The sequence below is a fragment of the Rhodophyticola sp. genome (assembly GCF_965284195.1).
In the GTDB taxonomy this organism is placed as follows: domain Bacteria; phylum Pseudomonadota; class Alphaproteobacteria; order Rhodobacterales; family Rhodobacteraceae; genus Rhodophyticola.
Window position 1 is genome coordinate 460,495 of the sequence record NZ_CBDIRM010000001.1, and the last position, 26,903, is coordinate 487,397.

A 26,903-nucleotide genomic window follows, 5' to 3' on the forward strand; every position below is an offset into this window, starting at 1 on the left:
TTGCGCCGGTGTCAATCGGCGGCTTTCCAAGCCCGGGCCCCCATGCTAGAGGCGCGCCAAACCTTAAACTTGGAGCAAGACCCATGGCCCTGGAACGGACCTTTTCGATCATCAAACCCGATGCCACCAAGCGCAATCTGACCGGCGCGATCACCGCCAAGTTCGAGGAGGCGGGCCTGCGTGTCATCGCCTCCAAGCGCATCCACCTGACCAAGGCGCAGGCGGGCGTGTTCTACGCGGTGCACAAGGAACGCCCGTTCTATGACGAGCTGTGCGAGTTCATGTCGTCCGAGCCGATCGTGGTGCAGGTTCTGGAAGGCGAGAATGCGATTGCGAAGAACCGCGAAGTGATGGGCGCGACCAACCCCGCGGAGGCGGCCGATGGCACGATCCGCAAGGAGTTCGCGCTGTCGATCGGTGAGAACTCGGTCCATGGCTCCGACGCGCCTGAAACGGCGAAAGAGGAAATCGCCTATTTCTTCTCGGGTCTTGAACTGGTCGGCTAGGCTTCCATCCGGTGCGGCTTCTGAGCGGCGGTCTGAACGGACCGCCGTTTTTCTTTTTCCAGATGCTCTTTCAGGAGGGCCACATTGCGCTTGTTGGCCTTGAAGCCGACATCGAAGATGTCACCCACAAGCGGGATCGCTCCGATAGCAAGATCGATACCGGTATTCATGGCCATCCGGCCGATCAGATACCACGGCGCGCCCATGTTGCGGGCCTGGGTGATGATGTAGATGGCAGGCGCGACGGCCAGCCCGTCGCCGACCCCGGGGATCAGCCCGATCAGACTGTCCAGACCGATGCGGATGCCGGTGCCGGGAATGCGGAAGGCCGCGTCCATCTGCGCGGCCAACCGATCGAGTTTGCCAATATCTGCGGGCATCCGCGTCTATACGGTCCGCGGATTGTCGCGGGCGATGATGTAGACGGCATGCACGATGCCGGGGATGTAGCCCAGAAGCGTCAGGATGATGTTGAACCAGAAATGCTTGCCCAGACCTTCCTGAAGGAAAACGCCGAGCGGCGGCAGGATGATGGCGAAGAGAATGCGAATGAGGTCCATTGGTATCTCCTTTGATTGTCGTCATACCAACGGGCGGGGCGGCGATTTGTTCCCGGGTCTGGGGCGAAAAACAACAGCCGCGCCCGAAAGCGCGGCTGTCCTTCATGTATGAACCGCAGGTCGCGGTCTTCTCCCACCGATATCAGAAATCCGTTTCCGGCAGCGGGGTGGCGTCGGTCCGCACCGGCAGGATCGGGTGAACGACCTCCGGTTGCTCGCCGGTGAGCGTGCGCAGGAAGGCGACGATATCCGAGACGTCCCCTTCATCCAGATCGGCCCCCAGTTGCGCGGTGCCCATGACGGCGACCGCTTCCTCCAGAGACCAGACCGTGCCGGAATGGAAATATGGCGCGGTCAGTTCGATGTTCCGCAAGGGCGAGGCGCGGAACACGTAATCATCCGTGACCGTCTGGGTGATCGCAAACCGCCCCCGGTCCCCCACGGGGAGGATATCCGCGCCCGGCCGCTCCACCAGACCGAAGGGATAGTACTCCTGCCCGCCCAGATTGACGCCCGCATGGCAGGCGACGCAGCCTTCGTCCATGAACGCGGCAAGGCCACGCAACTCTTCCTCTGTCAGGCTGTCGGCACCTTGAAGGAACTGGTCGAACCGGGCATTCGGCGTGATCAGCGTTGCCTCGAAGCTTTCGATCGCAAGCGCGAAGTTATCGAAGGTGATCGGCATGTCCTCGCCCGGGAAGGCGGCCGCGAAGGCGTCCACATATCCGGGCATGGATTCGAGCGTCGCAATCACGCGGTCCGGCGTGTTGTTCATCTCGACCCCGGCTTGCACCGGTCCCTGCGCCTGCTCGGCAAGGTCTGCCGCGCGGCCGTCCCAGAATTGCGCGATGTTGAACACCGCGTTGAACACGGTTGGCGCATTGCGCGGGCCCCGCTGCCAGCCATGGCCGACCGAGGTTTCCAGGCCGTCATCCCCGCCCAGCCCGACATTGTGGCAGGATTGACAGGAAAACAGCCCCGACCGGGACATGCGCGGGTCAAAGAACAGCATCGCGCCCAGATCGACCCGGGTGCGGCTCACGATGTTGCCATCGAGGCTTGGCGGGCTCAGGGGGATGGGTTCGAAAAAGTCCTGCGCGGCTGCGCGCAGGTCCGTATCGGCAAATGCCGGCATGACACCTGCGGCCAGTATGGCGCAGGCGGTAGAGAGCAGACGTCTCATAGACTCGAGTCCTTATAAGTTTAGAGTAAGAATGATTCTAAACTACGCAGGCCGGGCGCATTTGATCTGGATCAACAGGAGACAGTTTGACCCAGTGCTAAGCATCGGATTTCCGGGTATTTTTGTCGGCTATTTGCTGTGGCGCGGGTCGCGTCGGATCCCGGTCGATATCTCTCCGATCCAGCCCTGATCGCAACCGGCATTGGGGGCCGCGACCCTATCTGCATGTCTGTGTGAACCAATGTGTCGGTCAGCTTTGCGGTCGCGTCGGACCTGTCGCCGCAAGGATTGTGCGGCATGCAGCAAATGAGGGCGCGTCGGCACCATGCTTTATGCAATCGGTGACGCCGGCCGCACATGCCCGTGGTCCGGCATGAGCCGGCCCATGCTTGCGGAAGGCCGTGACCGGATCCGCGGCGCGGTCATCGCCTGTTTCGGGGGCTTTGGGGCCTGCTCGTCTCAGATACTGGCCCAGTCAGAAAAGCGGACCGGTGTCGGGCGCTCTTTCTGGGGCTGCGCGTCGCGCGGGCTTGGTTTGCGTGTCTGCATGATACTGCTCCAATGGGTATAGGTCTTGATGCCTATGATCTTTCAGGATCCGCTGCGATTCGGGCCTGACATGGACGGAAATGAGGCATGAATGTGGCAAGGGCCGTTTGTGCGGCGGAAAAAGGTCTGGCGACCCGACAGGGTGGAAGAGAGACAATTGAGCCGGGCCGCCAGCCAGTATTCGCGTCAGGTCACCGAAGCGCCGGAGGAAGGGAGGAGAGGCACGTAAGCGATCCTGACATGTCGAGTGTGCCCCGCAGCGGCAGGGTGGCCCAAGCGGAACCCGTCGATTCCCCCGGAGATTCGTTGTCTGACGTTTTTTTGGGCGCGATATCTCGGGGGGAGGGCGGATTTCTGGGCGGTTCCGATGCGCCCCGCTGCGCGCCCATCCGGTCGCGATGTCATGACCATCTTCGGTTCGAAAGGCCGGGCCTATGGAAATTGCCTGCAAAAGCTCAAACAGTTGTCATCCAGGCTTTACACTTTCCGGAAGTGACCTAAAATGCCTCCTGCTTCATCAAAAGAAGGGCGTTTACGGCCCTGTTTTGCTTGCACCATCAGAATGTAACTAAAAACTTACACTTGATACTGTCTACTTTAAATGACACTATCGAGGCTGATGGGGCCGTCTGTTCCTAGACCGGAGGCGCCGACACTTCCATCGTTCAAGGCCGGAGGCGCGGGTGACCACGCCTTGCGGGCCAGACCTGAACTGTAGAGGAGTGGGAGGCAAATTATGTCTGATCCCGATAAAATATGGCCTACCGGCCTGACTGAGAGAGAAGCCGAAGAGGTGCATAGCTACCTCATCGACGGAACGCGCGTCTTCGGGGTGATCGCCCTGATCGCCCACCTTCTGGTGGCGGTGTCGACGCCGTGGCTCGGATAAGGAGGCCCGGTCATGAATAACGCAAAAATGTGGCTTGTCGTTAAGCCCACCGTGGGGGTTCCGCTGTTTCTCAGCGCGGTCGCCATCGGATCGTTTGCCGTGCATGTCGCGGTGTTGAGCAACACGACCTGGGTCGCGGATTTCCTGTCCGGCCAGGAGCTGGGCAGCGGCATGGCCGCGATGGACACGAACAACACCGCTGTTCTGCCGGCCAGCGTCGATGCGACAACCGCTGCACCCGTCTATATCGACGCGGCGGCGACGACCGAAGATGGCATGCTGGTGATTCTACCCGACGGGAGAACGGCCAGACTTGTGATCGATCAGGGCGTCGCGCTTGCATCGTCGCAATAGCGCGCAGGCGCCACGTAAGTAAGGGAGTGGGCCGGGGGTATGTTTCCCTCTCCGGCCCGTCCTCCCGCTCCTTCGGTTTGCCCGGCCGGCCTCAGTCGGCCGGGTGACCGAACCGGGTGGCAAGGACCAAGATGATCCAGTTCCGCAAATTCGCCCTGAGCAAGATAGGCCGGATCGCACCACGCTATCTGCCCTTCGCCGATGTCGCGACCGAGGATCTGCCCCTGTCGCGCCTGCTCAGGCTGGCGCTGTTTCAGGTCACCGTCGGGATGGCGCTGGTCCTGCTGGTGGGCACGCTGAACCGGGTGATGATCGTGGAACTGAATGTGCCCGCCTCGCTGGTGGGCATCATGATTTCCCTGCCATTGGTTTTCGCGCCGTTCCGTGCGCTGATCGGGTTCAGATCCGATATTCACAAATCCGCCCTCGGCTGGCGGCGCGTGCCCTACATCTGGAAGGGGACGATGCTGCAATTCGGCGGTTTCGCGATCATGCCCTTCGCGCTGCTGGTGCTTTCGGGCTATGGCGAGGCGGTGGACGCCCCTGCTTGGATCGGGCTGTCCAGCGCGGCACTGGCGTTTCTGCTGGTCGGCGCGGGGGTTCACATGGTGCAGACCGTAGGCCTTGCGCTGGCGACCGATCTGGTCCCGGTGGAGGATCAGCCGAAAGTGGTGGGCCTGATGTATGTCATGCTGCTTCTGGGCATGATCGTCAGTGCGATCGTCTTCGGCGCGCTGCTGACGGATTACACGCCGGGGCGGCTGATACAGGTGGTGCAGGCCGCCGCCGTCATCACCATTGCATTGAACATCCTCGCCCTGTGGAAACAGGAGCCGCGCGACCGGACGCGTGCCAATTCCATCGCCCCCGTCCCCGAGTTCCGGGAGGCCTGGGGCGTATTCGTCACCGGGCGCAATGCGATCCGCCTGCTGATTGTCATCGGCCTTGGCACGATGGGTTTCGGCATGGCCGATGTGCTGTTGGAGCCCTATGGCGGCCATGTGCTCGACATGACCGTGGCGCAGACCACGCGGCTTACGGCGGTTCTGGCCGTGGGCGGGCTGGCGGGGTTCGCGCTCGCCTCCCGCGTGTTGCTGCGTGGCGCGGACCCGATCCATGTGGCGTTCTGGGGCGCCGTCGTGGGGGTGCCGGCCTTCGGCGCGATCGTGCTGGCCGCACCGTTCCATTCCGTGGCCGGCTTCGTTCTGGGCACGCTGTTCGCGGGCTTCGGCGCGGGGCTTTTCGGCCATGGCACGCTGACCGCGACCATGCGCAACGCGCCGCGTGAACAGATCGGGCTTGCGCTCGGGGCCTGGGGCGCGGTTCAGGCCACGGCGGCCGGGATCGCCGTGGCGCTTGGCGGCGTGATCCGCGACCTGATCGTCGCGATGCCCGGAAGCGACGCTTTCGCGGCGGAGGCGCCCTATGTCCCGGTCTTCGCACTGGAAATCGTGTTTCTGGCGCTTGCGCTGCTGGTTGCCTACCCGCTGCTGAGGCGGCTGGCTGGACCGGAGCAGCGGGCGCATTACGTTTCGACCGAGACAACAGACCTAGCGGCGAAATCGGTGCCCTGAGAACAGGCGCCATAATGCTGACCGGGCCGGCGGTGAGCGGAAATGGAGGAAAGATGACTACCGTAATCAGCAGGCTCTATGCCGATGCGTCTACCGCGGATGCGGTCGTGGCGGCGCTTCACGCAGCCGGGCATCCGGCCGCGAATATAAGTGTGATCGCGCCAGGCCCCGGGGCGGAGGCCGAGATCAGGGAGGCCCGCGTCCCCACCCGCGCGGCGGCCAAATACGCCGGCGCCATGTCGGACGACAACCGGCTGGTGGTCAACCGCGCGCCCTTCACGCCCTTCGGCGCGGCACGGAATGCGATGGAGATCATGAACTCCCGCGACAGCATGGATGCGGGTGTCCCCGACGAAAACATCTATGTCGAAGAGCCGCGCAACGTGCGTCTGTCCAACAGCATACTCAGCAACCATCCCAGATTCCTGTCCAGCGACATGGATCCGGGCCGGGGCCGGAAGCGCGGTCTGGTCTCGAATGCCTTCCGGATGCCGCTTCTGGTCAAGAACCGGAACGCCAACTCGGCCATTTCGGGCGGGAGGCAGATCTTTCCCGGCAAGCAGCTGCTGAGCAAGAAGCGCAAACTGTCGGTCATCTCCGGCGGGCGCCTGTTCACGGCTGCCCTCGGGATGCCGATGTTGAGCCATCGCGGTCCGCGCTAGGCTTTTTCATGGGGGCGACGGACACCCTGCCTGATCTTCGGGATCGGGCAGGGTTTCATTTGTCTGGCTGCCGGCGCCTGCATCGGGCACAAGATGGCCGACATGGCCCTGCGGGCCCGGCGAAAGGCGCGATCCGATGACTGATGCGAACCAGCCCCTTGTCGGGCTTCGGGTGCTGGATTTCGGCCATACGGTCATGGGGCCCACCGCCGGTCTGGTGCTGGCGGATCTGGGGGCGGATGTGATCCGGGTGGAGCCCGCGGCGGGAGACCCGACACGGGAACTCAAAGGGTTCGGCACCGGATACTTTCCCTTCTACAATCGCAACAAACGCTCCATCGCGCTTGATCTGAAGGATCCGCGCGGGCTGGAGATCGCCCGCAGGCTGATCGGGACCGCCGATGTGCTGATCGAGAATTTCGGCCCCGGCACGATGGCGCGGCTGGGTCTGGGATATGAACAGATCGCCGGTGCATACCCGCGTCTTGTCTATCTGTCGCTGAAGGGCTTCCTGCCCGGCCCCTACGAGGATCGGGTGGCATTGGATGAGGTTGTGCAGATGATGTCCGGCCTGGCCTATATGACCGGGCCGCCGGGGCAGCCTCTGCGGGCAGGCGCGAGTGTGATCGACGTGATGGGCGGCGTGATGGGGGTGGTCGCCGTGCAGGCCGCGCTGGCGGAGCGGGAGCGGACGGGCAGGGGCCAGTTCGTGACCTCGGCCCTGTTTGAAACTGCGGTGTTCCTGATGGGGCAGCATCTGGCCTATGCCGCCTTGTCGGACGGGCCCGTGCCGCCGATGCCCGCGCGGGTATCGGCCTGGGCAATCTATGATCAGTTCGAGAGCGCCGAGGGCGAGCGCGTGTTTCTGGGCATCACCTCCGACCGGCACTGGCTGAGATTCTGCGAAGTATTCGAAGTGCCGACGCTGGCGGCGGATGCGACGCTGGCAACCAACAATCAGCGGATCGAGGCCCGCACCCGGCTGCTGCCTGAGGTGGCTCGTATCATCGGGCGCCTTTCCCTGCCCGAACTGGCCGAAAAGGCGCGTGAGGCGAAGCTTCCCTTCGCCCATATCGCGCGGCCCGAGCATCTGTTCGACGATCCGCATCTGGCCGCCGGCGGGCGGCTCTTGCCGACCAGATTGTCGGGCGGGGTCGACACACGGCTGCCTGCCCTGCCGATCGAGATGGCGGGGCGCAAGACCGTGCTGGCAGCCGACCCGCCCCTTGCGGGGGCGGATACGCGCGCGCTGCTTGGCGAGCTGGGATATGACGGAAACGAGATAGATGGGCTGGCCCGCGCGAAGGTGATCGCGATGCCGGGGGAGGAGCAGGAATGAGCGATGTCGCCGACTGGTGGTCGACCGCGATTATCGACATGGAACCCGGTCGGATCGCGATGCGCGGCCATGAGATTCAGGATCTGATCGGCCGGGTGAGCTTTCCGCAGATGATCTGGCTGATGATCCGCGGAACCCTGCCCACGGAGGCGGAGGCCCGGCTGCTTGAAGCCGCGCTTGTGGCGGCGGTGGATCATGGGCCGCAGGCGCCCTCCATCGCGGCGGCTCGGATGGCGGTGACCTGCGGGCTGCCGTTGAACAATGCGATGGCGAGCGCGGTCAACATGCTGGGGGATGTCCACGGGGGCGCGGGCGAACAGGCGGTGGAGCTTTACGGATGGATCGATCGCGCAGGCGGCGATCTGGCTGTCGCAACCGCCGCCGCGATCGACCGGTGGCAAAAGGAGCGTGACCGCTTCGTTCCGGGCTTCGGCCACCGGTTTCACAAACCGGTCGACCCGCGCGCGCCGCGTCTTCTGGCGCTGGTTGACGAGGCCGCCGCCGCAGGCACCGTTTCGGGCCGGTTCGCCGCCATCGGCCGGGCGGTCCAGACAGAGCTGAATGCCCGCAAGGGAACCGCCGTGCCGATGAATATCGACGGGGCCACCGCCGTGATCTATGCCGAACTCGGCTTTGCGGGGCCTTTGGCGCGGGGGCTTTTCTGCCTTTCGCGATCTGTCGGCATACTTGCCCACGCGTGGGAGCAGATGGAGCAGGGCGGGCGCAACAAGGGGCCGACACCGCCCGCCTATCGCTGGCGATACACCGGACCCGAGGGGCAGGAAAACGGCTGACCCCCTCCGCCCGTCGCGGAGGGTTTTTCCGGGGGCAGGAGACGACCGATCCGCGCCTCCGGTTGGCCCGCGCGTCCGGCGGGTGTTATGGGAACACCAGGACCGGGGCCTATTCTGCCGGTGTGAGGCTTGGGGCTCGGCGGTGCCGGGGGAAGGGGACCAGGCGCCCGGCCTCTTCATCCCAGAGCTTCAGGGTGAAGCTGCGCAACGCCTCGGGCCAGCGGATCGTCTGCACGTCGTACTTCCGGCGGAGCGCGCGGTGGCACTGCCGCAGCCGGTAGCTGGGAATATTGGCGTTGAAATGGTGGATGTCATGATAGGTGATATTGGCGACGGCCAGATCCCACCACCAACCCAGATCAAGCGCGGATGACCCCTGAAGCGCTGCGCGGGCGGGGTTCAGATCCGGCTTGCGGTCCCAGTACGTGTCTTCGAAATTGTGCTGAAGATAGACCAGAAACACCCCGATGCAGCCCGCCACGAAGACGGTGCCGGCATAGATGACCAGACCGGGAAGACCGGCGAAGAGCCAGATCAGCCCGACCCAGGCGGCAAGGCCCAGATTATGGGCCAGAACCAGGGCCGCGCCGGTTCTGGTCGAATTCTTCGGCCAGCGATAGGCCAGGACATAGGTGAACAGCCCGCCGACCGGGATCATGATGAATGGGTTGCGGTAAAGCCGGTAATACAGCCGTTTCCAGAAACCCGCCTGCTGCCATTCCGACAGGGTCATGGTGAAGATCTCGGTCGTGTCGCGCTCGTCGAGATTGCCGAGATGGGAATGGTGTTCGTTGTGATTGAACTGCATCACCCGGTAGGGCGTGAGCGTGAAGACCGAAAGCCCGTGACCCGCAAGATCGTTATGCTGCTTCTTCGAGAAGAGCGAGGCATGGCCGCAATCATGTTGCAGCACATAGAGACGAACCCCCGAAAAGGCGTTCAGCACGATCAGCGGAACCACCAGAAACGGGTTCGGCCAGGCCAGAACCGCAAGCGCCAGAGTTGCGAAATAGGCGGCGAATGTGCCGAAATAGCTGATCAGCGCGATACGGTCGTCACGGGCGGTCCAATCGCGGGTAAAGGCCCGAATCTCGCGCTCCGCCTCGCGCCTGTAGGCCGGGGTGATATGGGGCGTCGTCACACTCATGATCGCGTCTTTCATCCGTCAATGCCAAACGGGCGGGCATGTGCCCAGTCGCCCCTTAAATTGCCATTGGCACGGCATACGGGCAACCCCGGGAAGTCATAGGAAAAACATACGCTTGTACTGCCTCGGCGAGGGTTCGCCGAGGGTAATCAACCAAAAGATGTGCGCCGCCTACAGCTCGGGATAAATCGGGAAGCGTCCGCACATCTCCAGAACCTCGTCGCGAACGCGCGCTTCGGTTCCGGCATTGCCGTCTTCGCCGTTGGCGGCCAATCCGTCAACCACCTGAACGATCCAATCGGCGATCTGGCGAAACTCGGGTTCGCCGAAGCCGCGGGTGGTTCCGGCCGGAGAGCCAAGGCGAATGCCCGACGTGATCGTGGGCTTTTCGGTGTCGAAGGGAATGCCGTTCTTGTTGGTTGTGATATGGGCGCGGCCAAGGGCCTTTTCCGTCGCGTTGCCCTTCACGCCCTTGGGTCGCAGATCGACCAGCAACACATGGGTGTCGGTGCCGCCGGTGACGATATCGAGCCCGCCCTTCATGAGCTGGTCACCCATCGCCTGGGCATTCTTGATCACCTGGGCCTGATAATCCTTGAACTCCGGGCGCAGCGCCTCGCCGAAGGCCACGGCCTTGCCCGCGATCACATGCATCAGCGGGCCGCCCTGGATGCCGGGGAAGATGGCGGAGTTGAACTTCTTGGCCAGCGCCTCGTCATTGGTGAGGATCATGCCGCCGCGCGGTCCGCGCAGGGTTTTGTGCGTCGTGGTCGTGGCAACATGGGCGTGCGGGAAGGGGGAGGGATAGTGACCCGCCGCCACCAGACCGGCGAAATGGGCCATGTCGACCAACAGCCATGCGCCAACGCTGTCCGCGATATCGCGCATGCGGGCGAAATCGATGATCCGCGGAATGGCCGAGCCGCCGGCGATGATCATCTTGGGCTGATGCTCGGCGGTCAGTTCCGCGATCTGGTCGTAGTCGATCTGAAGATCCTGCTGGCGGACGCCGTATTGCACGGCGTTGAACCATTTGCCCGACTGGTTGGGTTTCGCCCCATGGGTCAGATGCCCGCCCGCATCGAGGCTCATGCCAAGGATCGTGTCGCCGGGCTGCAGGAGCGCCTGAAACACGCCCTGATTGGCCTGGCTGCCGGAGTTCGGCTGCACATTGGCGAAGTCGCATGCAAAAAGCTGCTTGGCGCGCTCGATCGCCAGATTTTCGGCGATATCCACATATTGGCAGCCACCATAGTAGCGCCGGCCCGGATACCCTTCGGCATATTTGTTGGTCATGACGGAGCCTTGCGCTTCCATCACGGCGGCCGAGACGATGTTTTCGGATGCGATCAGTTCGATCTCGTCTCGCTGGCGACCAAGCTCGGAGCGGATGGCGCCGAATAGCTCCGCATCGCGGGTTTCCAATGGTTCGGTGAAAAATCCGTCATCGCGGTGGGGGGCATTCATGGCAGCGGCTCCTGGACACGGTGCAATTTTGCGTTTGTTTATGGCAATGCGCGGGGTCGGGGAAGGGGAGATTCCGCCGCAATGGGCGCCTTCGGCGGCATTTCGGCAGATTGGCCCGCCGGTCTTGGGAGAATGGCGTGATCGAAAGGCCGTGACCAGGACCGCCGATGGAAAGGCCCGATCAAGCGGCGCTATCAAAAGGATTGTGTTTCGCGATGGGGCGCGCAAAGACTTGGGTCCGGTTCCGAGGACAGGGAGGGGCCATGCCCGCCGCCCGCAATATAGCCTTTCTGGCCAGTGAGATGCCCATCGCGGAGGAGGCGCGGGATCGGCTGGCCGCAAGATACGGTCAGCACAAGCCGTCGGAGGCGGATGTGATCGTGGCCCTTGGCGGGGATGGCTTCATGCTGAGCACGCTGCATGCCACCCAGGCGTTGGAGGCGCCGGTCTACGGGATGAACCGGGGCACCGTCGGCTTCCTGATGAACGAATATGCCGAAGACGGCCTGATCGACCGGCTGGAGCGCGCCGAGGAGGCGGTGATCAACCCGCTGCACATGCGCGCGCTGTCCGAAGGCGGGCGGGTGACCGAGGCGCTGGCCATCAACGAGGTCAGCCTGCTGCGCGCGGGTCCGCAAGCGGCCAAGCTGCGGATCTGGGTGGATGGCAAGCTGCGGATGGAGGAACTGGTCTGCGACGGGGCGCTGGTCAGCACTCCTGCGGGGTCGACCGCCTACAACTATTCGGCCCACGGGCCGATCCTGCCTATCGACGCGGACGTTCTGGCCCTGACGGCGATGGCGGCCTTTCGCCCCCGGCGCTGGCGGGGGGCCTTGCTGCCAAAGGGCGCGGTGGTGAAGTTCGAGGTGATGGATCACCTGAAACGCCCGGTCATGGCCGATGCCGACAGCCGCTCGGTCGCCAATGTGATCTCGGTCGAGATCCGGTCGGAACCGTCTGTGGCGCACCGGATCCTGTTCGATCCCGGCCACGGGCTGGAGGAACGGCTGATCAAGGAGCAATTCAGCTGACAGGGTGGACGGGGACGACGCGGGCGTCCCGGGTTGCGCTGGCAGCGGACGGCAAGGTAGTTTAACGCTAAACTATCACTCAAGGGAGGGTGCCATGAACGAAGACAAGCCTGACAGTCTGCGCGCGGCGGCGCTGTTTTATCATGAGCATCCGAAGCCCGGAAAGCTGGAGATCCGGGCCACCAAGCCGCTGGCAAACGGTCGCGATCTCAGCCGCGCCTATTCCCCCGGCGTGGCGGAGGCCTGCCTTGAGATCAAGGAAACCCCGGCGGATGCGGCGCGGTATACCGCCCGCGGCAATCTGGTCGCGGTCGTCACCAATGGCTCGGCGGTGCTGGGCCTGGGCAATATCGGCGCGCTGGCATCGAAACCGGTGATGGAAGGCAAGGCGGTCCTGTTCAAGAAGTTCGCCAATATCGACTGTTTCGATATCGAACTGGATGAAAGTGACCCCGAAAAGCTGGCCGATATCGTCTGCGCACTGGAGCCGACCTTCGGCGCGATCAATCTGGAGGACATCAAGGCACCGGATTGTTTTATCGTTGAACGATTGTGCCGCGAGCGGATGAGCATCCCCGTGTTCCATGACGACCAGCATGGCACGGCGATCGTCGTGGGCGCCGCCGCGACCAATGCGTTGAAGGTGGTAAACAAGGCATTCGGCGACATCAAGGTCGTCTCCACCGGTGGCGGGGCGGCAGGCATCGCCTGCCTGAACATGTTGCTGAAGCTGGGCGTGAAGCGGGAGAATGTCTATCTGTGCGACCTCGAAGGCCTCGTCTATGAGGGGCGGGAGGCTCAGATGACGCCGCAGAAGGCGGAGTTCGCCCAAGGCAGCGTCCCGGCGGCTCTGGGCGACGTGATCGAGGGCGCGGATCTGTTTCTGGGGCTCAGCGGCCCCGGCGTTCTGACCCAGGCCATGGTCAGGAAAATGGCCGCCAAACCGATCATCTTCGCACTGGCCAACCCGACGCCCGAAATCCTGCCCGATCTGGTGCGCGAGGTTGCGCCCGACGCGGTGATCGCCACGGGGCGCAGCGATTTTCCCAATCAGGTTAACAATGTATTGTGTTTTCCGTTCATTTTCCGCGGCGCGCTGGATGTAGGTGCGACGGAGATCAATGACGAAATGCAACTGGCCTGTATCGACGGGATCGCCGCAATGGCGCGGGCCACGACCAGTGCTGAGGCCGCGGCGATCTACAGGGGTGAGCAGTTGACCTTCGGGCGCGACTACCTGATCCCGAAACCGTTCGATCCGCGGCTGATGGGGGTGGTCGCCAGCGCCGTGGCGAAGGCGGCGATGGACAGTGGCGTGGCGACCCGCCCGATGCGCGATCTTGCGGCCTACAAGGCGAAGCTCAACCAGTCGGTCTTCCGCTCCGCGCTGATCATGCGGCCGGTTTTCGAGGCGGCCGCCACCACCAGCCGCCGGATCGTCTTTGCCGAAGGCGAGGATGAGCGGGTGTTGCGCGCCGCGCAGGCGATGCTGGAGGAGACCACCGACAAGCCGATCCTGATCGGCCGCCCCGAGGTGATCGAGGCGCGGGTGGAGCGCGCGGGCCTCGATATTCGCCCGACCCGCGATTTCGAACTGGTGAACCCGGAAAACGACCCGCGCTACCGCGATTACTGGGGCACCTACCACGAGGTGATGCAGCGCCGGGGGGTCACGCCGGATCTGGCCCGCGCGATCATGCGCACCAATACGACCGCCATCGGGGCCGTCATGGTGCATCGCGCCGAGGCCGACAGCCTGATCTGCGGCACCTTTGGCCAATATCTGTGGCACCTGAACTATGTGCAGCAATTGCTGGGCACAGGCACGCTGCACCCGGTCGGCGCGCTGAGCCTGATGATCCTGGAGGATGGGCCGCTTTTCATCGCCGACACCCATGTGCACGCCCATCCGACCCCGCTGCAGATCGCCGAGACGGTGATCGCCACCGCGCGCCATGTGCGCCGGTTCGGGGTGGAGCCGAAAATCGCGCTCTGTTCGGGGTCTCAGTTCGGCAATCTGGACAGTGACAGCGGCCAGCGGATGCGCGATGCGCTGATCCTGCTGGACGACCGGGGCCTGGATTTCGAATATGAGGGCGAAATGCATATCGACAGCGCGCTCGACCCGGATCTCCGCGAACGGATTTTCCCGAACTCCCGGCTGGAGGGCGCCGCGAACGCGCTGGTTTTCTCCAACACCGATGCGGCGGGGGCGGCGCGGAACATTCTGAAGATGAAGGCCGGCGGGCTGGAGGTGGGCCCGGTTCTGATGGGCATGGGCAACCGCGCCCATATCGTCACGCCCGCGATCACGGCGCGGGGATTGCTGAACATGTCCGCGCTGGCGGGCACACCGGTCGGGCTTTATGGCTGAGCGGCCTGACGGGGGAGGGAACGGGCCCGATGGCGCGCGGCGTGCGTGTGGCGCAAGCCCGTCCGGCCGCAGGCCGCGGCGGGTGCCCTGTGTTACCGCTGCCAGTGACGCCCTGTCGCTTTGCGGGAAAGGCGCCTTCGGCTATGTCTGCGCAACGTTGAAAGGGAGGAAACGCCATGGGCTACCGCGAAATCTATGCGCAGGCTGCGACCGATCCGGACGCATTCTGGATGGCCGCCGCCGATGCGATCGATTGGGACCGGACACCGACCAAGGCGCTTTTCGACGAGAACGCGCCGCTTTACCAATGGTTCGCCGACGGGATGGTCAACACCTGCTGGAACGCGGTCGATCGCCATGTGGAGGCCGGTCATGGCGACCGGATCGCGATCATCCATGACAGCCCTGTCACCCATACCAAGCACGAAATCACCTATGCCGAGTTGCAGGCCCGTGTCGCCAGCCTTGCCGGTGCGCTGGCCGCCAAGGGCGTGACCAAGGGCGACCGTGTCATCATCTACATGCCGATGGTGCCCGAAGCGCTGGAGGCGATGTTGGCCTGTGCGCGTCTGGGGGCGATCCATTCGGTGGTCTTCGGCGGCTTCGCGGCCAATGAACTCGCCGTGCGGATCGACGATTGCACGCCGAAATGCATCATCGCGGCCTCCTGCGGGATCGAGCCGGGGCGGGTGGTGCATTACAAGCCGCTTCTGGACGGGGCGCTGGAGCTGGCCCGCCATCAGCCTGAATTCTGCGTGATTTTCCAGCGCGAACAGGAGGTCGCCCATCTGGAAGAGGGGCGCGACGTGGAGTGGCACGGGTTTCAGTACGGTGTCGATCCGGCCCCGTGTGTGCCCGTCGAAGGCAATCACCCGGCCTATATCCTTTACACCAGCGGCACGACCGGCCAGCCCAAAGGCGTCATTCGCCATACGGGCGGACATCTGGTCGCGCTGAACTGGTCGATGCGCAACCTTTATGACATGAACCCGGGGGAGGTGTTCTGGGCCGCGTCCGACGTGGGCTGGGTCGTGGGGCATTCGTATATCTGTTACGCGCCGCTCGTTTTCGGCTGCACGACGATCGTGTTCGAGGGCAAGCCCGTGGGCACCCCCGACGCGGGCACATTCTGGCGCGTCATTCAGGATCACAAGGTCAAATGCCTGTTCACCGCACCGACCGCGTTCCGCGCCATCAAGCGGGACGATCCACAGGGCGCGCTGGTTTCCGATTACGACCTGAGCAGTCTGGAGACCCTGTTTCTGGCCGGTGAACGCGCCGATCCGGACACGATCGAATGGGCGCAGGACAAACTGGGTGTGCCGGTGATCGACCATTGGTGGCAGACCGAAACCGGCTGGGCGATTGCGGGCAATCCCCTGGGGATCGAGAAGCTGCCGGTCAAGATCGGCTCGCCCGCCGTGCCGATGCCGGGATACGACGTGCATATTCTCGATGAGGGCGGGCACCCGGTGAGGGACGGGGAGTTGGGCGCGATTGCGGTGAAACTGCCGCTGCCGCCGGGCACCTTGCCGACGCTCTGGAACGCGGAGGCGCGCTATCGCAAAAGCTATCTGGAGCATTTCCCCGGCTATTACGAGACGGGCGATGCCGGGTACAAGGATGCCGACGGCTACCTTTACATCATGGCGCGCACCGACGACGTGATCAACGTTGCCGGCCATCGCCTCTCCACCGGCGCCATGGAGGAAGTTCTGGCCGCGCATCCCGAGGTTGCGGAATGCGCGGTGATCGGGGTCAGCGATGGGCTGAAAGGTCAGCTTCCCATGGGGTTCCTGTGCCTGAATTCCGGCTCGGCGATGGGGACCGAGGAAGTCATCGCCGATTGCGTGAAGCTGGTGCGCCAGAAGATCGGGCCGGTTGCCGCGTTCAAGCTGGCGCTTGTGGTCGACCGATTGCCGAAAACCCGCTCCGGCAAGATCCTGCGCGGTACGATGGTCAAGATCGCCGATGGCGAGGATTTCAAGATGCCCGCCACGATCGACGACCCGGCGATCCTGGACGAGATCGCCGAGGCGTTGAAAGGAATTGGATATCCAAATGCATCTACCCGATAGGAAGAATCTATTCTTCTCGGGTGTCTTGGACTTTTTACGTATCTTAATGTAAAGTTAACGCGTGACGTAACGCAGTTGACCGGCGAGGACGGCTCGCCCTGGAGTTCCCGCCACGATGGACGATATGTCTGGCACCAACCGGCCCGCCAGCGGCGCCGGGCGGCCCGATCCGGTCTCGGAGACATTACGTCTTTTCAATCATGATATTCGCGCCGCGATGTCCGATGTGATCGGCGGGTTGCGGCTTGTGGATATCGACAAGCTGCACCCGGATGCCAGAGCGCAGCTGGAGCGGGTTCAGGCCGCCGGAGAGACGCTGGCCGAGCTTGTCGACGCCGCATTGATGGAGGCGGCGGGCGAAACCCTGCTGCGCCTCGATGACGGCGGTATCGACCTGCGCGGGTATCTTACCGGGGTCGAGATGCGTTGGGCGGGCCGTGCGGCGGAGGCCGGGTGCCGTTTCCTTCTGCAAACTGCGCCCCATTTGCCGGACAGGATCGGCATTCCGCGGGTGACGCTCGACCGGATCCTGTCAAATCTGATCGGGAACGCGTTGAAACATGGCCGGGGGGGCGATGTGGATCTGCGTGTGGAGGTGACCGGCGACGGCGCGCTCCGGTTCACGGTTGCCGATCAGGGGCCCGGGTTTTCCCGCGCGGCGATGATCGGGCTTTTCACACCGCATCGCCGGGTCAACCATGACAGGCCCCCCGTCTCGGGGCTGGGGCTGCGCATTGCAAAGGATATGGCTGTCGGCCTTGGCGGCGATCTGGAACTGTCCGATGCGCCAACCGGGGGCGCGGTGGTCATGCTGGATCTGCCGCCTGCGGCCTGGCAACGATCGCTGGCGGCGGGGCACCCCCCCTGCGCGCCGCCGGACCTGTCGAATTTGCGCATTCTGGTCGCCGAGGACAATGAAACCAATCAGTGCATCGTCCGGCAGTTGCTGAACACGATGGGTGCGGACCCGGTGATCGCCAATGACGGGATCGAAGCGCTTGAATTGATGGATCGCCAGGAGTTCGATATCGCGCTGGTCGATATCGAGATGCCGCGCATGTCGGGGCTGGAATTCATGCGCGCGGTCCGCAATCTGGACGACACGCGCGCGGCGATGCCGCTGGTGGCGCTGACCGCCTATGTGCTGCGCGACAATCGCGAGGCGATCTATGCCGCTGGCGCAGGAGGCATCATCGCCAAGCCGATCCGGTCGGGTGCGGCCTTTGGCCGGGCGATCCTGCGCCACACGGGCCAGGAGATGTCCGTGACCGATGTGGAGACGGTTGTGTCGGCGGCGGCGGGGGGCGCCTCCGGCGAACGGGTGCCGCCGATGGATCAAGGCCAGTTCGATGCGCTGCTGACCACCGCAGGTCCGAACGGCGCGCGCGAATTGCTCTATCATCTGCGAGAGGATCTTCACGATGTGGCCAAGGCGCTCCAGATCGCGTTTCAGGCGGGTGCGTTGCGCGATATCCGGTCGCAGACCCATATTCTGGTCTCTCTCGCGGGAGCTGTCGGGGCAGAGCGTTTGCGCCATCTGGCCGAAGCCCTGAACATCGCCGCCCAACACGACCGGCGGGACGATCTGCCCGGTCTGGCGGCGGCCTGCCGGGACGATCTGCGCGATCTGATCGCCATTGTCGAAACCCGGCTTGAGGACCTGATGGGTCAGGGGGCGATCGCCTAGGCTTGCGCTTGGTCCCGGCGCGGCACAGACTGGGTTCCGAAACAACACTCTGGAGCCCCCTCGCATGTCCCTTCTGGATGCCGCCGCCGCCGTGCGCCTGAACGCCCACGCGCCTTATTCCGGTTTCAAGGTGGGCGCCGCCCTGCGCAGTGTCGAAGGCCGCGAGCATCGCGGCTGCAACGTGGAGAACATCGCCTACCCCGAAGGCACCTGCGCCGAGGCCGGCGCAATTGCCGCGATGGTCGCCGCCGGAGACAGCCGGATCGCCGAGGTCGCGGTGATCGCGGACAGCCCCGCGCCCGTGCCGCCCTGCGGTGGATGCCGGCAGAAGCTGGCTGAGTTCGCCGATGGCGACGTGGTGGTGACCCTTGCCACGACCGATGGCGCGACGCTGCGCATGACGGTGGCCGAGCTGTTGCCGGGGGCGTTCAACGCCGACCATATGGACCGGGTCTAGAGCGATGGATGCACGGTCGATCCTGATCAAGGCCCGCGAGGGGCTGCCTCTGACAGAAGCCGAGATCTACTGGTTTGCCGAAGGCATCGCCCAGGGTCAGGTCAGCGATATGCAGGCCGGGGCCTTTGCCATGGCGGTTTGCACCAAGGGTCTCAGCCGCGACAACCGCGTGCATCTGACCCATGGCATGTTGCAGACCGGAGAAGTGCTGAAATGGGATCTGGACGGCCCGGTTCTGGACAAGCATTCGACCGGCGGCGTGGGGGATGCGGTGTCCTTGTTGCTGGCGCCCGCGCTGGCGGTTTGCGGCGCCTATGTGCCGATGATTTCGGGCCGCGGCCTTGGCCACACCGGCGGCACGCTGGACAAGCTTGAGGCGATCCCGGGCTATCGCACGCAGGTCGGCGTGGAGGAGTTGCAGGAACTGGTGGCCGATATCGGCTGCGCGATCGTGGGCGCGTCGGGCGATATCGCCCCGGCCGACAAACGGCTTTACGGGGTTCGCGATGTCACCGGCACGGTGGAAAGCATCGATTTGATCACCGCGTCGATCCTGTCGAAGAAACTGGCCGCGGGGCTTGAGGCGCTGGTGCTGGATGTCAAGGTCGGATCGGGCGCCTTCATGGCCGATTCGGACGACGCGCTGGCGCTGGCGCAATCGCTGGTGGAAACGGCGCAAGGGGCGGGCTGCATGTGTTCGGCCCTGATCACGGATATGAGCCAGCCCGCGGCCAAGGCCGCCGGCAACGCGCTGGAGGTGATCGAGGTGATGGAGGCGCTGACCGGATCTTCGGTTGGCACATCGCTCCACCGCTTGACGGTGGCGCTTGGCGGCGAGGTTCTGGCCCTTGGCGGGCTGGCCGCGGATGCCGCCGACGGCGAAGGACGGATCGCAGCGGCCCTCAGCTCGGGCCAGGCCGCGGAACGGTTTGGCGAGATGGTCGCGGCCCTGGGTGGGCCCGCGGATTTCGTGGAACGCTGGCGCGACCGGTTGCCCGCGGCACGGGTGATGATGGATGTGCATCCCGGCGAGCCCGGCCATGTGGCCGCGATCGACACGCGCGCCCTGGGCGAGGCGGTGGTGCATCTGGGCGGTGGGCGACTGGTGGCGACCGATCAACTGGACCCGGGCGTTGGCCTGTCTGATATTGCGCCCATTGGTGCGCGCGTCGATGGCGAGCGCCCGCTGGCCCGCATCCACGCCGCAACCGAAGAGGCCGCGCGCGCGCAGGCGGGCCGTATTCGCGATGCATATGTGCTGGCGGAGCGGGCGCCGGATTCGCCGCCGCTGATCCATGAAAGGATCGGCTGATGGCGCGGGCCTTTCTGGTGGTGATGGATTCGGTCGGGATCGGCGGTGCGCCGGATGCGGACCGGTTCTTCAACGGCGACGTGGCCGACACGGGCGCCAACACTCTGGGACATATCGCCGATGCCTGCGTCGCGGGCAGGGCGGAGGACGGGCGCAACGGGCCGCTGAAGATGCCGGTTCTGGACGGGCTCGGCCTTGGCGCGGCGGCGCGACTGGCCGGCGATGCCGAGATGCCGGGGTTCACGGCCGAACCCGCCGGCCTCTGGGGTGCGGCGACGGAGGTCTCTCCCGGCAAGGACACGCCATCAGGCCATTGGGAACTGGCCGGGCTGCCGGTGCCCTGGGACTGGACGTATTTCCCCGACAGGACGCCCTGTTTCCCGGATCATCTGGTGGAGGAGGTCAAGCGCATCGCGGGCGTGCAGGGCATCCTCGGCAACCGCCATGCCTCTGGCACCGTCATCATCGCGGAGGAGGGGGAACGGCACCAGAAAACCGGCTGGCCAATCTGCTACACTTCCGCCGACAGTGTTTTCCAGATCGCGGCCCATGAGCAGAGCTTCGGCCTCGACCGGCTTCTGGATCTGTGCGAACGGCTGGCGCCAAGCCTGCACGAGATGAAGGTTGGCCGTGTCATCGCCCGGCCCTTCATCGGTGATCCGGGGGCCTACACGCGCACCGCCAACAGGCGGGATTATGCAATCACCCCGCCCGGGCCCACGCTTTGCGATTGGGTGCAGCAGGCGGGCGGCAAGGTTCACGCCATCGGCAAGATCAAGGACATTTTCGCCACGCGGGGCATCGACGATGTGGTCAAGGGCGAGGATCGTGCGCTGATGGACCATCTGGCGCGCGCCGTTTCCGATGCCGAAGACGGCAGCCTGACATTCGCCAATTTCGTGGAATTCGACAGCCTTTACGGCCACCGGCGCGACGTGTCTGGCTATGCGCGGCATCTGGAGTGGTTCGATGCCTGCCTGCCGCCGATCCTTGCCGCCCTGCGCCCCGATGATCTGATGCTGTTCACCGCCGATCACGGGAACGACCCGAGCTGGCCCGGGACCGATCACACCCGCGAGCGCGTTCCGGTGGTTGCGGCCGGCCCTTATTCGGGGCAGATCGGGCAGGTGGCATTCGTGGATGTGGCGGCCTCGGTCGCGGCCCATCTGGGGGTGCCGGCGCAAGGACCGGGAAAACGTTTCATATGAGTTTGGCGACGCTGCCCAAGATCGAACTGCATCTGCATCTGGAGGGCGCGGCCCCGCCTGCCTTCATCCGCGGTCTGGCCGCCGAAAAAGGCCTCGATCTGCGCGATATCTTTACCGAGGACGGCGGCTATGCCTATCGGGATTTCACCCATTTTCTGAGCGTCTACGAGGCCGCGACCAGTGTGCTGACCGGCCCGGATGACTTCGCCCGGCTGACCACGGCGGTGCTGGAGGAAAGCGCCGCGCATGGCGTGATCTATACCGAGGCGTTCCTGTCGCCCGATTTCTGCGGTGGCGGCGACCTTGGGGCGTGGCGCGAATATCTTGCCGCGATCCGTGAGGCGGCGGCCCGGGCGGAGGCGTCCGACGGCATCGTCATGCGCTGCATCGTCACCCCGATCCGTCATTTCGGGCCGGAGCGCGCCAAGCCGATTGCCCTTTGCGCCGCGGAGACCGCGGGCGAGTTCATCACCGGCTTCGGCATCGGCGGCGACGAGATGGCCGGCAAGCTGAAGGATTTCGCCTGGAGCTTCGACATGGCGCGGGAGGCGGGCCTGCGCATCACCGCCCATGCGGGCGAATGGGGCGGCGCCGGTTCCGTCTGGGATGCGATCAACGATCTGGGTGTGGAACGGGTCGGCCATGGCGTGCAGGCGATCGAGGATCCGGCGCTGGTGGAGCATCTGGCCGAAACCGGCGTGGTTCTGGAATGCTGTCCCGGGTCCAACGTGGTTCTGGGCGTGTTTCCGACATGGGAAAGCCACCCGATCGAAAAGCTGCGCGACCGGGGTGTGCGGGTCACCGTCTCTACCGATGATCCGCCGTTTTTCCGCACCACCATGTCGCGGGAATATGAGCGTCTGGCCGATACCTTCGGTTGGGACGAGGAGATTTTCGCACAGGTCACCCGAACCGCGCTGGAGGCGGCCTTCTGCGACGAGGCCACACGCGAAACCCTGGCCAAGAAACTGGAGCCGAGCACATGAGCGACCACCTGAATATCGTCGAGCACCCGCTGGTGCAGCACAAGCTGACATTGATGCGGGAAACCGGCACCTCCACGGCCGTTTTCCGGCAATTGCTGCGCGAGATCAGCCTTTTGCTGGCCTATGAGGTCACCCGGGGCCTGCCGATGACAACCCGGTCCATCGAGACGCCGCTGGAACGGATGGATGCGCCGGTGCTGGCGGGCAAGAAACTGGCGCTGGTGTCGATCTTGCGGGCGGGTAACGGGCTTCTGGACGGGATACTGGAGTTGATCCCGTCGGCGAGGGTGGGCTTTGTCGGGCTCTACCGGGACGAGGAAACGCTGCAACCGGTTCAATACTATTTCAAGGTACCCACGGAGCTTGAGGACCGGCTGGTGATCGCGGTCGACCCGATGCTGGCCACGGGCAATTCCTCCGCCGCGGCGATCGATCTGCTGAAGGAGGCGGGCGCCACCAATATCCGGTTCCTCTGCCTTCTGGCTGCGCCCGAAGGTGTGGCTCGGATGAAGGAGGCGCACCCCGACGTCCCGATTGTGACCGCCGCGCTGGACAGCCATCTGAACGAAAAGGGATACATCGTTCCGGGTCTAGGGGATGCGGGTGACCGGATGTTCGGCACAAAATAAGCGATTTCAGTTCTTTACTTGAAAACAATCCTCCGTCACAGTTTCTGCCAAGATTCTGGGGGAATCCGATGCGTGTTTTGCCAATTGCTGTTCCGGTTTGTCTTGCGTTGACCCTTGCCCTGGGGCTTGGCCTTGCCGTGCCGGGGGCCGCTCAATCCGTCTCCGATGTGGGCGGGCCGGCAGAGGTGCCGCCGGCCAGCTATACCGCCAATCAATATGTGGACAGCCGGGGCTGCGTCTTCATCCGCGCGGGTTTTGGCGGCAACACCACCTGGGTCCCACGGGTCAGCCGGTCGCGCCAGGTGCTTTGCGGCTATACCCCCTCGCTCGACATCCGCGCGGCAGCCGCGCCCGCCGCCGCCGCGCCGCGGGCCGCGCCCGAGGTTGTTCGCACGGCCCCCGCGGCCACAACCGCATCGGCCGCGCCCCGGCCCGGCACCGGCACGACGGGGCAGGTGTTCCGGCCCGCCGGTTCGGCGAACACCGCGGGGGCATCCACCCCCAGTACCCCGCGCACCACGACGACGATCCTGCAGGAGCCCGTCGCGGCAACGGCCGCCGCGTCGGCCGGACCTTCGCCCGCCGGCCGGACGGTGGCGAGCGGATGCCCGAATTTCCCCGCCGCCGATCAGCGCTACCTGCGCGGCGAGGGGGTGCGCTGCGGCCCGCAGCCCCACCATCCCGGCGGCGGCCCGGCCATCGGACAGGTGGCAGGCACCTCCGCGGCGGTGGTGCGACCCGTCCAGCCGGTCATTCCGCCCGGCTATCGCGCGGCCTGGGAGGATGGGCGGCTGAACCCCAATCGCGGGCCGCAAACGGCCCTTGGAGACGCCCAGATGAGCATGATCTGGACCGATGAGGTGCCCCGCCGGGCGGTCGAATGGTCGCCGACCCAGGGTGGCACCGTCTATTCCACGCCGATCCTGCGCGGGCAGAACACGCCCCGTGCGCATGCGGCCGATGATGTGATGCTGGTGCCGCGTGTGGCCCCGACCGCCTCCAGCCGCACACCGATGACGCGGACGCGGACGGTAACGGCGCCCCGTGCCCCGACCGCCGCAGCGCCCGGCGATGTCGACAGGGCGCCGGGCCACCGCTTCGTGCTGGTCGGGCGGTATGGCAGCCAGGCGGATGCGAGACTTGCCCGCGACCATCTGGCGGCGCGTGGATTGGGGGCCAGCATCGGTCTGTCCCAACGTGGCGGGGGCACGACCTATGTGGTTTTGGCCGGCCCCTATGGCGACAGCGCCACGCTGGACCGTGCGTTGCAGACCGCGCGTGGCGCCGGGTTCGGCGGCGCGGTCACGCGGCGCTGAGGGGCGTGGGTTCCGGCCCGGATCAGCCGCCGCAGATCTGCTGCAGGGCGACCCAGCTTTCGTCGGGCATCAGCGGCGCGCGCAGGCGGGCGCGCATCGGATCCCCCTCGATCAGCGGAAGCGTCGTTTCGCCGGACAGATCAAGCGCGAAGGCATAAGGTTCCGATGACAGCTCCGCCGCGGCGAAACGGGCCAGAAGCGCGTCGTCCGTGACGGGCTGCGGGGTGCGTGTCAGAAGCGTGGCGGCATGGGCATGGAGATGGCGCGGGTCGATCTCGCCCGTGGTCAGCATGCGGAATGTGGCGACCAGCCCGGCCTCCTTCAGAAGCCGGGCGGCGGGGTCCTGCATTGCCCGGCGCTCATCCTCGGCCAGAAGATAGCCGGCCAGAACCTCCGGCGTTTCGTAATCCTCCACAAGGGACCGGTTGAGAACGATGATATCCCCCGGCAAATGGGCGCTCCCCGGGACGGACGACGGGAGCACCACCAGCCTTGGCGCGTCAGGACCAAGGGTTTCGCGCGCAAGGCCCGCCAGAGCCCGCACCCCGGCCGTGTCGCCGCAGGGGCGCCCTGCCAGCGTTGCCATTTCGGCCAGGATCTGACGCCCGAGCTCCGCCCGTTTCGCGTCGGGCAGCACGGCGGCGGTCTGCCGCAGAAGCGCGCCCGGCAGCCAGAAGATCACGGCCATGACGATCACGAGGCTGATCAGGGCGCCCAGAACCAGCCGCAGCCGGCCCGGATGGGGCCGCGACCGTTCGATCACGCCGCGCACCTTTTCAATGGCGGCGATCATCTCGGGTTCGCTCAGTTCAAGGATCTCGTCGGCCTGGGTGTCGGGGGCGTAAAGGGCGGGCGTCTTTCCGGGGTTCAGCCGTTCGATGGCGGGCAGCGACCAATGGGAAAGGGCGGTTTCGCTGAGCGTGGAGATCATCAGCGTCGCGTCGCCGAGAGACACCAGTACCTCGCGGCGCTGACTGTCCTCGGTCTCGCGCCAGAGGCCGGTCGCCTCCAGCCGCTGATATTCGGTAAGCACCGTCATGCCAGATCTACTGCCCGTTGTTTTGCAGGAAGGATAGCCGATGGCGAAAACCCGCTCAACTTAAAGCTCGATCCGGCGCGTGACGCCGATGTTTCGCAAAAAGGCCTCCTCATGGCTGACGACAAGAAGCGCGCCGTCATAGGCCGCCAGCCCGGCCTCGATCGCGGTGATCGCGTCAAGGTCCAGATGATTGGTGGGTTCATCCAGGATCAGAAGCCGCGGCAGGCGGCTGCGGCCCAGGATGCAGGCAAGCCCGGCGCGCAGCATCTGGCCGCCGCTGAGCCTGCCCACAGACTGCAAGGCCGCATCTCCGCGAAACAGGAACCGGGCGAGCGCCGCGCGACAGGCGTTTTCGTCGGCCTGCGGGTTCAGGGCCCGAAAGTTGTCACGCAGGGAGAGCGCGGGGTCCAGCAACTCGACATTCTGGTCCAGAAAGGCGTGATCCGGGACGATGGCGACCGTTCCGGAGTGCGGGGTCAGCGCGCCCGTCACCAGGTGCAGGAGCGTCGATTTTCCTGCCCCGTTCGCACCGGTCAGGGCAAGCCGTTCGGGGCCGGTGATCTGGAGCGACAGATTGCGGATGACAGGGGCGGCGGAATCGAACCCGCCGGTCAGATCCTCGACGCGCAGCACCGTTTGCCCTTTCGCCAGCCCCGTCGGCGGAAGATGCACCGCCAGCGGGGTCAGGCGTTCAACGCGGGCGGCCGCCTCCGTCACCGCGGCCTGCGCGGCATCGGCCTGCTTTTCGGCCAGTCGCGCAAGGGCGCCTGCGGTCGCCTCGGCGCGGGCCTTGGCCTTGTCGGCGGAGATCTTGGGAATGCTTCCGTCGCGCCGCTTGGCCCGGCCGTAGCGGTCCTTGCGGGCCTTGCGCTCAAGGGCGGTCTGCCGCCTCCGCCCGGTCTGGGCCAGATGCCGTTGGGCGATATCCAGATCGCGGGTTGCCGCGGCCAGTTCGACGTCCTTTTGCGCCCGATAGGCGCTGTAATTCCCGCCATAGGTCGTGGCGCCAAGGGTGGTCAACTCCACGATTGCATCCATGATTTCAAGAAGATCACGGTCATGGCTGACGATGATAGCGCCGCCGTGCCAGCCGTGCAGCAGATCCATCAGGGCCATGCGCCCACCCGTATCGAGATTGTTGGTCGGTTCATCCAGAAGCAGCATGTCGGGCGCGCCAAAGGTCAGCGCGGCCAGCGCCGCGCGGGTCTGCTGCCCGCCCGACAGCTGCGCCAGCGGGGTGTCGAGGGGGACCGACAGATCGAACCGGGACAGCGCCGCCGCGATCCGCGCCTCAAGCGTCCAGTCGGCGCTGGCCAATTCCGCCGTGGTCGCCAGCCCGGCCTCCGCCCGGGTCAACAGGGCAAGAGCGGCGCGGGCATCGAACAGATCGGCGATGGTCTCGCCCGGGCGCGGCTCCGTCTGCTGGGCAAGAACTGCGATGGCGCCGTCGCAGGTGATCTGGCCGGAGCGGGGCTGCAAGGCACCCTGCATCAGACGCAGAAGCGTGGTCTTGCCCACGCCGTTGCGGCCGACAAGGCCGGTGCGAACGGGCCCGAATACCAGGCTGAGATCGGTGAAGAGGGACTGGCCGTCAGGTGTGGACCAGGACAGGTTCGAAAGCTGGATCGTCGCAGGCATGAGAGGTCATTTCCACAAGGACAGAAAAACGCGTCGCGGGTGTCTTGTGGAAAATCGTCATCGAACAGGGGCTCCTCATCTGCTGGTCCAGAGGTAGTCTGCGGCGGGCTCCGGATCAAGCCGG

24 protein-coding genes are annotated in these 26,903 nt (G+C 65.1%); 17 read left to right on the top strand and 7 right to left on the bottom strand.

Annotation, left to right across the window (positions count from 1 at the left end):
• The first annotated feature begins 83 nt into the window (after positions 1 to 83).
• Positions 84 to 506, top strand: coding sequence for a nucleoside-diphosphate kinase (gene ndk, locus ACQ651_RS02330; RefSeq protein ID WP_375550351.1), 423 nt, complete (start codon positions 84 to 86; stop codon positions 504 to 506).
• Here the strand turns inward: ndk and ACQ651_RS02335 are convergent.
• The 3 genes from ACQ651_RS02335 to ACQ651_RS02345 form a co-directional block, all read right to left on the bottom strand.
• Entirely contained in the window at positions 503 to 886 is a 384-nt protein-coding gene (locus tag ACQ651_RS02335; protein WP_430448115.1) for a DUF4112 domain-containing protein, read from the bottom strand. The two genes, ndk and ACQ651_RS02335, sit on opposite strands and share 4 nt — an antisense overlap.
• A 6-nt stretch (positions 887 to 892) precedes the next feature.
• Positions 893 to 1,066, bottom strand: coding sequence for a YqaE/Pmp3 family membrane protein (locus tag ACQ651_RS02340; protein ID WP_121898459.1), 174 nt, complete (start codon positions 1,064 to 1,066; stop codon positions 893 to 895).
• Positions 1,067 to 1,208: 142 nt separating this feature from the next.
• Positions 1,209 to 2,249 carry a cytochrome-c peroxidase gene (locus tag ACQ651_RS02345; RefSeq protein WP_375550349.1) on the bottom strand — a complete coding sequence of 347 codons (1,041 nt, stop codon included), beginning with the start codon at positions 2,247 to 2,249 and terminating at the stop codon, positions 1,209 to 1,211.
• Between the two features lie 1,285 nt (positions 2,250 to 3,534).
• Between ACQ651_RS02345 and pufB the strand changes: the two genes are divergently transcribed.
• From pufB to ACQ651_RS02375, 6 genes are all read left to right on the top strand, one after another.
• Positions 3,535 to 3,687: a light-harvesting antenna LH1, beta subunit gene (pufB, locus tag ACQ651_RS02350; protein ID WP_121898461.1), complete on the top strand. Its 153-nt coding sequence runs from the start codon at positions 3,535 to 3,537 to the stop codon at positions 3,685 to 3,687.
• A 12-nt stretch (positions 3,688 to 3,699) separates the two neighbouring features.
• Positions 3,700 to 4,041 (top strand): light-harvesting protein, encoded by a 342-nt coding sequence (locus tag ACQ651_RS02355; protein ID WP_121898462.1) that lies wholly within the window; start codon positions 3,700 to 3,702, stop codon positions 4,039 to 4,041.
• Positions 4,042 to 4,172: 131 nt separating this feature from the next.
• Positions 4,173 to 5,615 carry a PucC family protein gene (locus ACQ651_RS02360; RefSeq protein ID WP_375550348.1) on the top strand — a complete coding sequence of 481 codons (1,443 nt, stop codon included), beginning with the start codon at positions 4,173 to 4,175 and terminating at the stop codon, positions 5,613 to 5,615.
• 53 nt (positions 5,616 to 5,668) lie between these two features.
• The gene (locus ACQ651_RS02365; protein ID WP_430448117.1) at positions 5,669 to 6,277 is read left to right on the top strand and encodes a hypothetical protein; all 609 of its coding nucleotides are present in this window, start codon (positions 5,669 to 5,671) and stop codon (positions 6,275 to 6,277) included.
• Between the two features lie 136 nt (positions 6,278 to 6,413).
• Positions 6,414 to 7,616 (top strand): CaiB/BaiF CoA transferase family protein, encoded by a 1,203-nt coding sequence (locus tag ACQ651_RS02370; protein ID WP_430448119.1) that lies wholly within the window; start codon positions 6,414 to 6,416, stop codon positions 7,614 to 7,616.
• Positions 7,613 to 8,410 (top strand): citryl-CoA lyase, encoded by a 798-nt coding sequence (locus ACQ651_RS02375; protein ID WP_430448120.1) that lies wholly within the window; start codon positions 7,613 to 7,615, stop codon positions 8,408 to 8,410. The genes ACQ651_RS02370 and ACQ651_RS02375 overlap by 4 nt, the downstream gene beginning before the upstream one ends.
• 109 nt (positions 8,411 to 8,519) lie before the next feature.
• On the opposite strand, the gene ACQ651_RS02380 is transcribed toward ACQ651_RS02375, so the two are convergent.
• Both ACQ651_RS02380 and glyA read right to left on the bottom strand, forming a co-directional pair.
• Positions 8,520 to 9,557, bottom strand: a complete 1,038-nt coding sequence (locus tag ACQ651_RS02380; RefSeq protein WP_227284017.1) for a fatty acid desaturase — start codon at positions 9,555 to 9,557, stop codon at positions 8,520 to 8,522.
• Positions 9,558 to 9,728: 171 nt separating this feature from the next.
• Positions 9,729 to 11,024, bottom strand: a complete 1,296-nt coding sequence (glyA, locus tag ACQ651_RS02385) for a serine hydroxymethyltransferase (protein ID WP_430448121.1) — start codon at positions 11,022 to 11,024, stop codon at positions 9,729 to 9,731.
• Positions 11,025 to 11,287: 263 nt separating this feature from the next.
• Here glyA and ACQ651_RS02390 point away from each other — a divergent pair, with 263 nt between their 5' ends.
• The 10 genes from ACQ651_RS02390 to ACQ651_RS02435 all read left to right on the top strand — a co-directional run bounded on the left by ACQ651_RS02390 (position 11,288) and on the right by ACQ651_RS02435 (position 24,102).
• A complete protein-coding gene (locus ACQ651_RS02390; RefSeq protein WP_375550343.1) occupies positions 11,288 to 12,055 on the top strand; it encodes an NAD kinase in 768 nt (255 codons plus the stop codon).
• A gap of 94 nt (positions 12,056 to 12,149) precedes the next feature.
• The gene (locus ACQ651_RS02395; RefSeq protein WP_430448123.1) at positions 12,150 to 14,429 is read left to right on the top strand and encodes an NADP-dependent malic enzyme; all 2,280 of its coding nucleotides are present in this window, start codon (positions 12,150 to 12,152) and stop codon (positions 14,427 to 14,429) included.
• Between the two features lie 176 nt (positions 14,430 to 14,605).
• Complete coding sequence (locus tag ACQ651_RS02400) at positions 14,606 to 16,507, top strand: propionyl-CoA synthetase (protein ID WP_430448124.1); 1,902 nt, start codon at positions 14,606 to 14,608, stop codon at positions 16,505 to 16,507.
• A 115-nt stretch (positions 16,508 to 16,622) separates the two neighbouring features.
• The gene (locus tag ACQ651_RS02405) at positions 16,623 to 18,194 is read left to right on the top strand and encodes a response regulator (protein WP_430448126.1); all 1,572 of its coding nucleotides are present in this window, start codon (positions 16,623 to 16,625) and stop codon (positions 18,192 to 18,194) included.
• 64 nt (positions 18,195 to 18,258) lie between these two features.
• Entirely contained in the window at positions 18,259 to 18,651 is a 393-nt protein-coding gene (locus ACQ651_RS02410) for a cytidine deaminase (RefSeq protein ID WP_430448127.1), read from the top strand.
• Between the two features lie 4 nt (positions 18,652 to 18,655).
• Positions 18,656 to 19,963 (top strand): thymidine phosphorylase, encoded by a 1,308-nt coding sequence (locus ACQ651_RS02415; protein WP_430448129.1) that lies wholly within the window; start codon positions 18,656 to 18,658, stop codon positions 19,961 to 19,963.
• A complete protein-coding gene (locus ACQ651_RS02420) occupies positions 19,963 to 21,171 on the top strand; it encodes a phosphopentomutase (RefSeq protein WP_430448131.1) in 1,209 nt (402 codons plus the stop codon). The genes ACQ651_RS02415 and ACQ651_RS02420 overlap by 1 nt, the downstream gene beginning before the upstream one ends.
• On the top strand, positions 21,168 to 22,157 hold the full coding sequence (locus tag ACQ651_RS02425; RefSeq protein WP_375550337.1) for an adenosine deaminase: 990 nt from the start codon (positions 21,168 to 21,170) through the stop codon (positions 22,155 to 22,157). The genes ACQ651_RS02420 and ACQ651_RS02425 overlap by 4 nt, the downstream gene beginning before the upstream one ends.
• Positions 22,154 to 22,786 carry a uracil phosphoribosyltransferase gene (gene upp / locus ACQ651_RS02430; RefSeq protein ID WP_227284007.1) on the top strand — a complete coding sequence of 211 codons (633 nt, stop codon included), beginning with the start codon at positions 22,154 to 22,156 and terminating at the stop codon, positions 22,784 to 22,786. The genes ACQ651_RS02425 and upp overlap by 4 nt, the downstream gene beginning before the upstream one ends.
• A 107-nt stretch (positions 22,787 to 22,893) precedes the next feature.
• Positions 22,894 to 24,102, top strand: coding sequence for an SPOR domain-containing protein (locus ACQ651_RS02435; RefSeq protein WP_430448133.1), 1,209 nt, complete (start codon positions 22,894 to 22,896; stop codon positions 24,100 to 24,102).
• Between the two features lie 22 nt (positions 24,103 to 24,124).
• Here ACQ651_RS02435 and ACQ651_RS02440 read toward each other — a convergent pair whose 3' ends face one another.
• Together ACQ651_RS02440 and ACQ651_RS02445 are read right to left on the bottom strand one after the other, a co-directional pair.
• Positions 24,125 to 25,141: a hypothetical protein gene (locus ACQ651_RS02440; protein WP_227284005.1), complete on the bottom strand. Its 1,017-nt coding sequence runs from the start codon at positions 25,139 to 25,141 to the stop codon at positions 24,125 to 24,127.
• 60 nt (positions 25,142 to 25,201) lie between these two features.
• Positions 25,202 to 26,779, bottom strand: coding sequence for an ABC-F family ATP-binding cassette domain-containing protein (locus ACQ651_RS02445; RefSeq protein WP_430448135.1), 1,578 nt, complete (start codon positions 26,777 to 26,779; stop codon positions 25,202 to 25,204).
• Positions 26,780 to 26,903 lie beyond the last annotated feature (124 nt).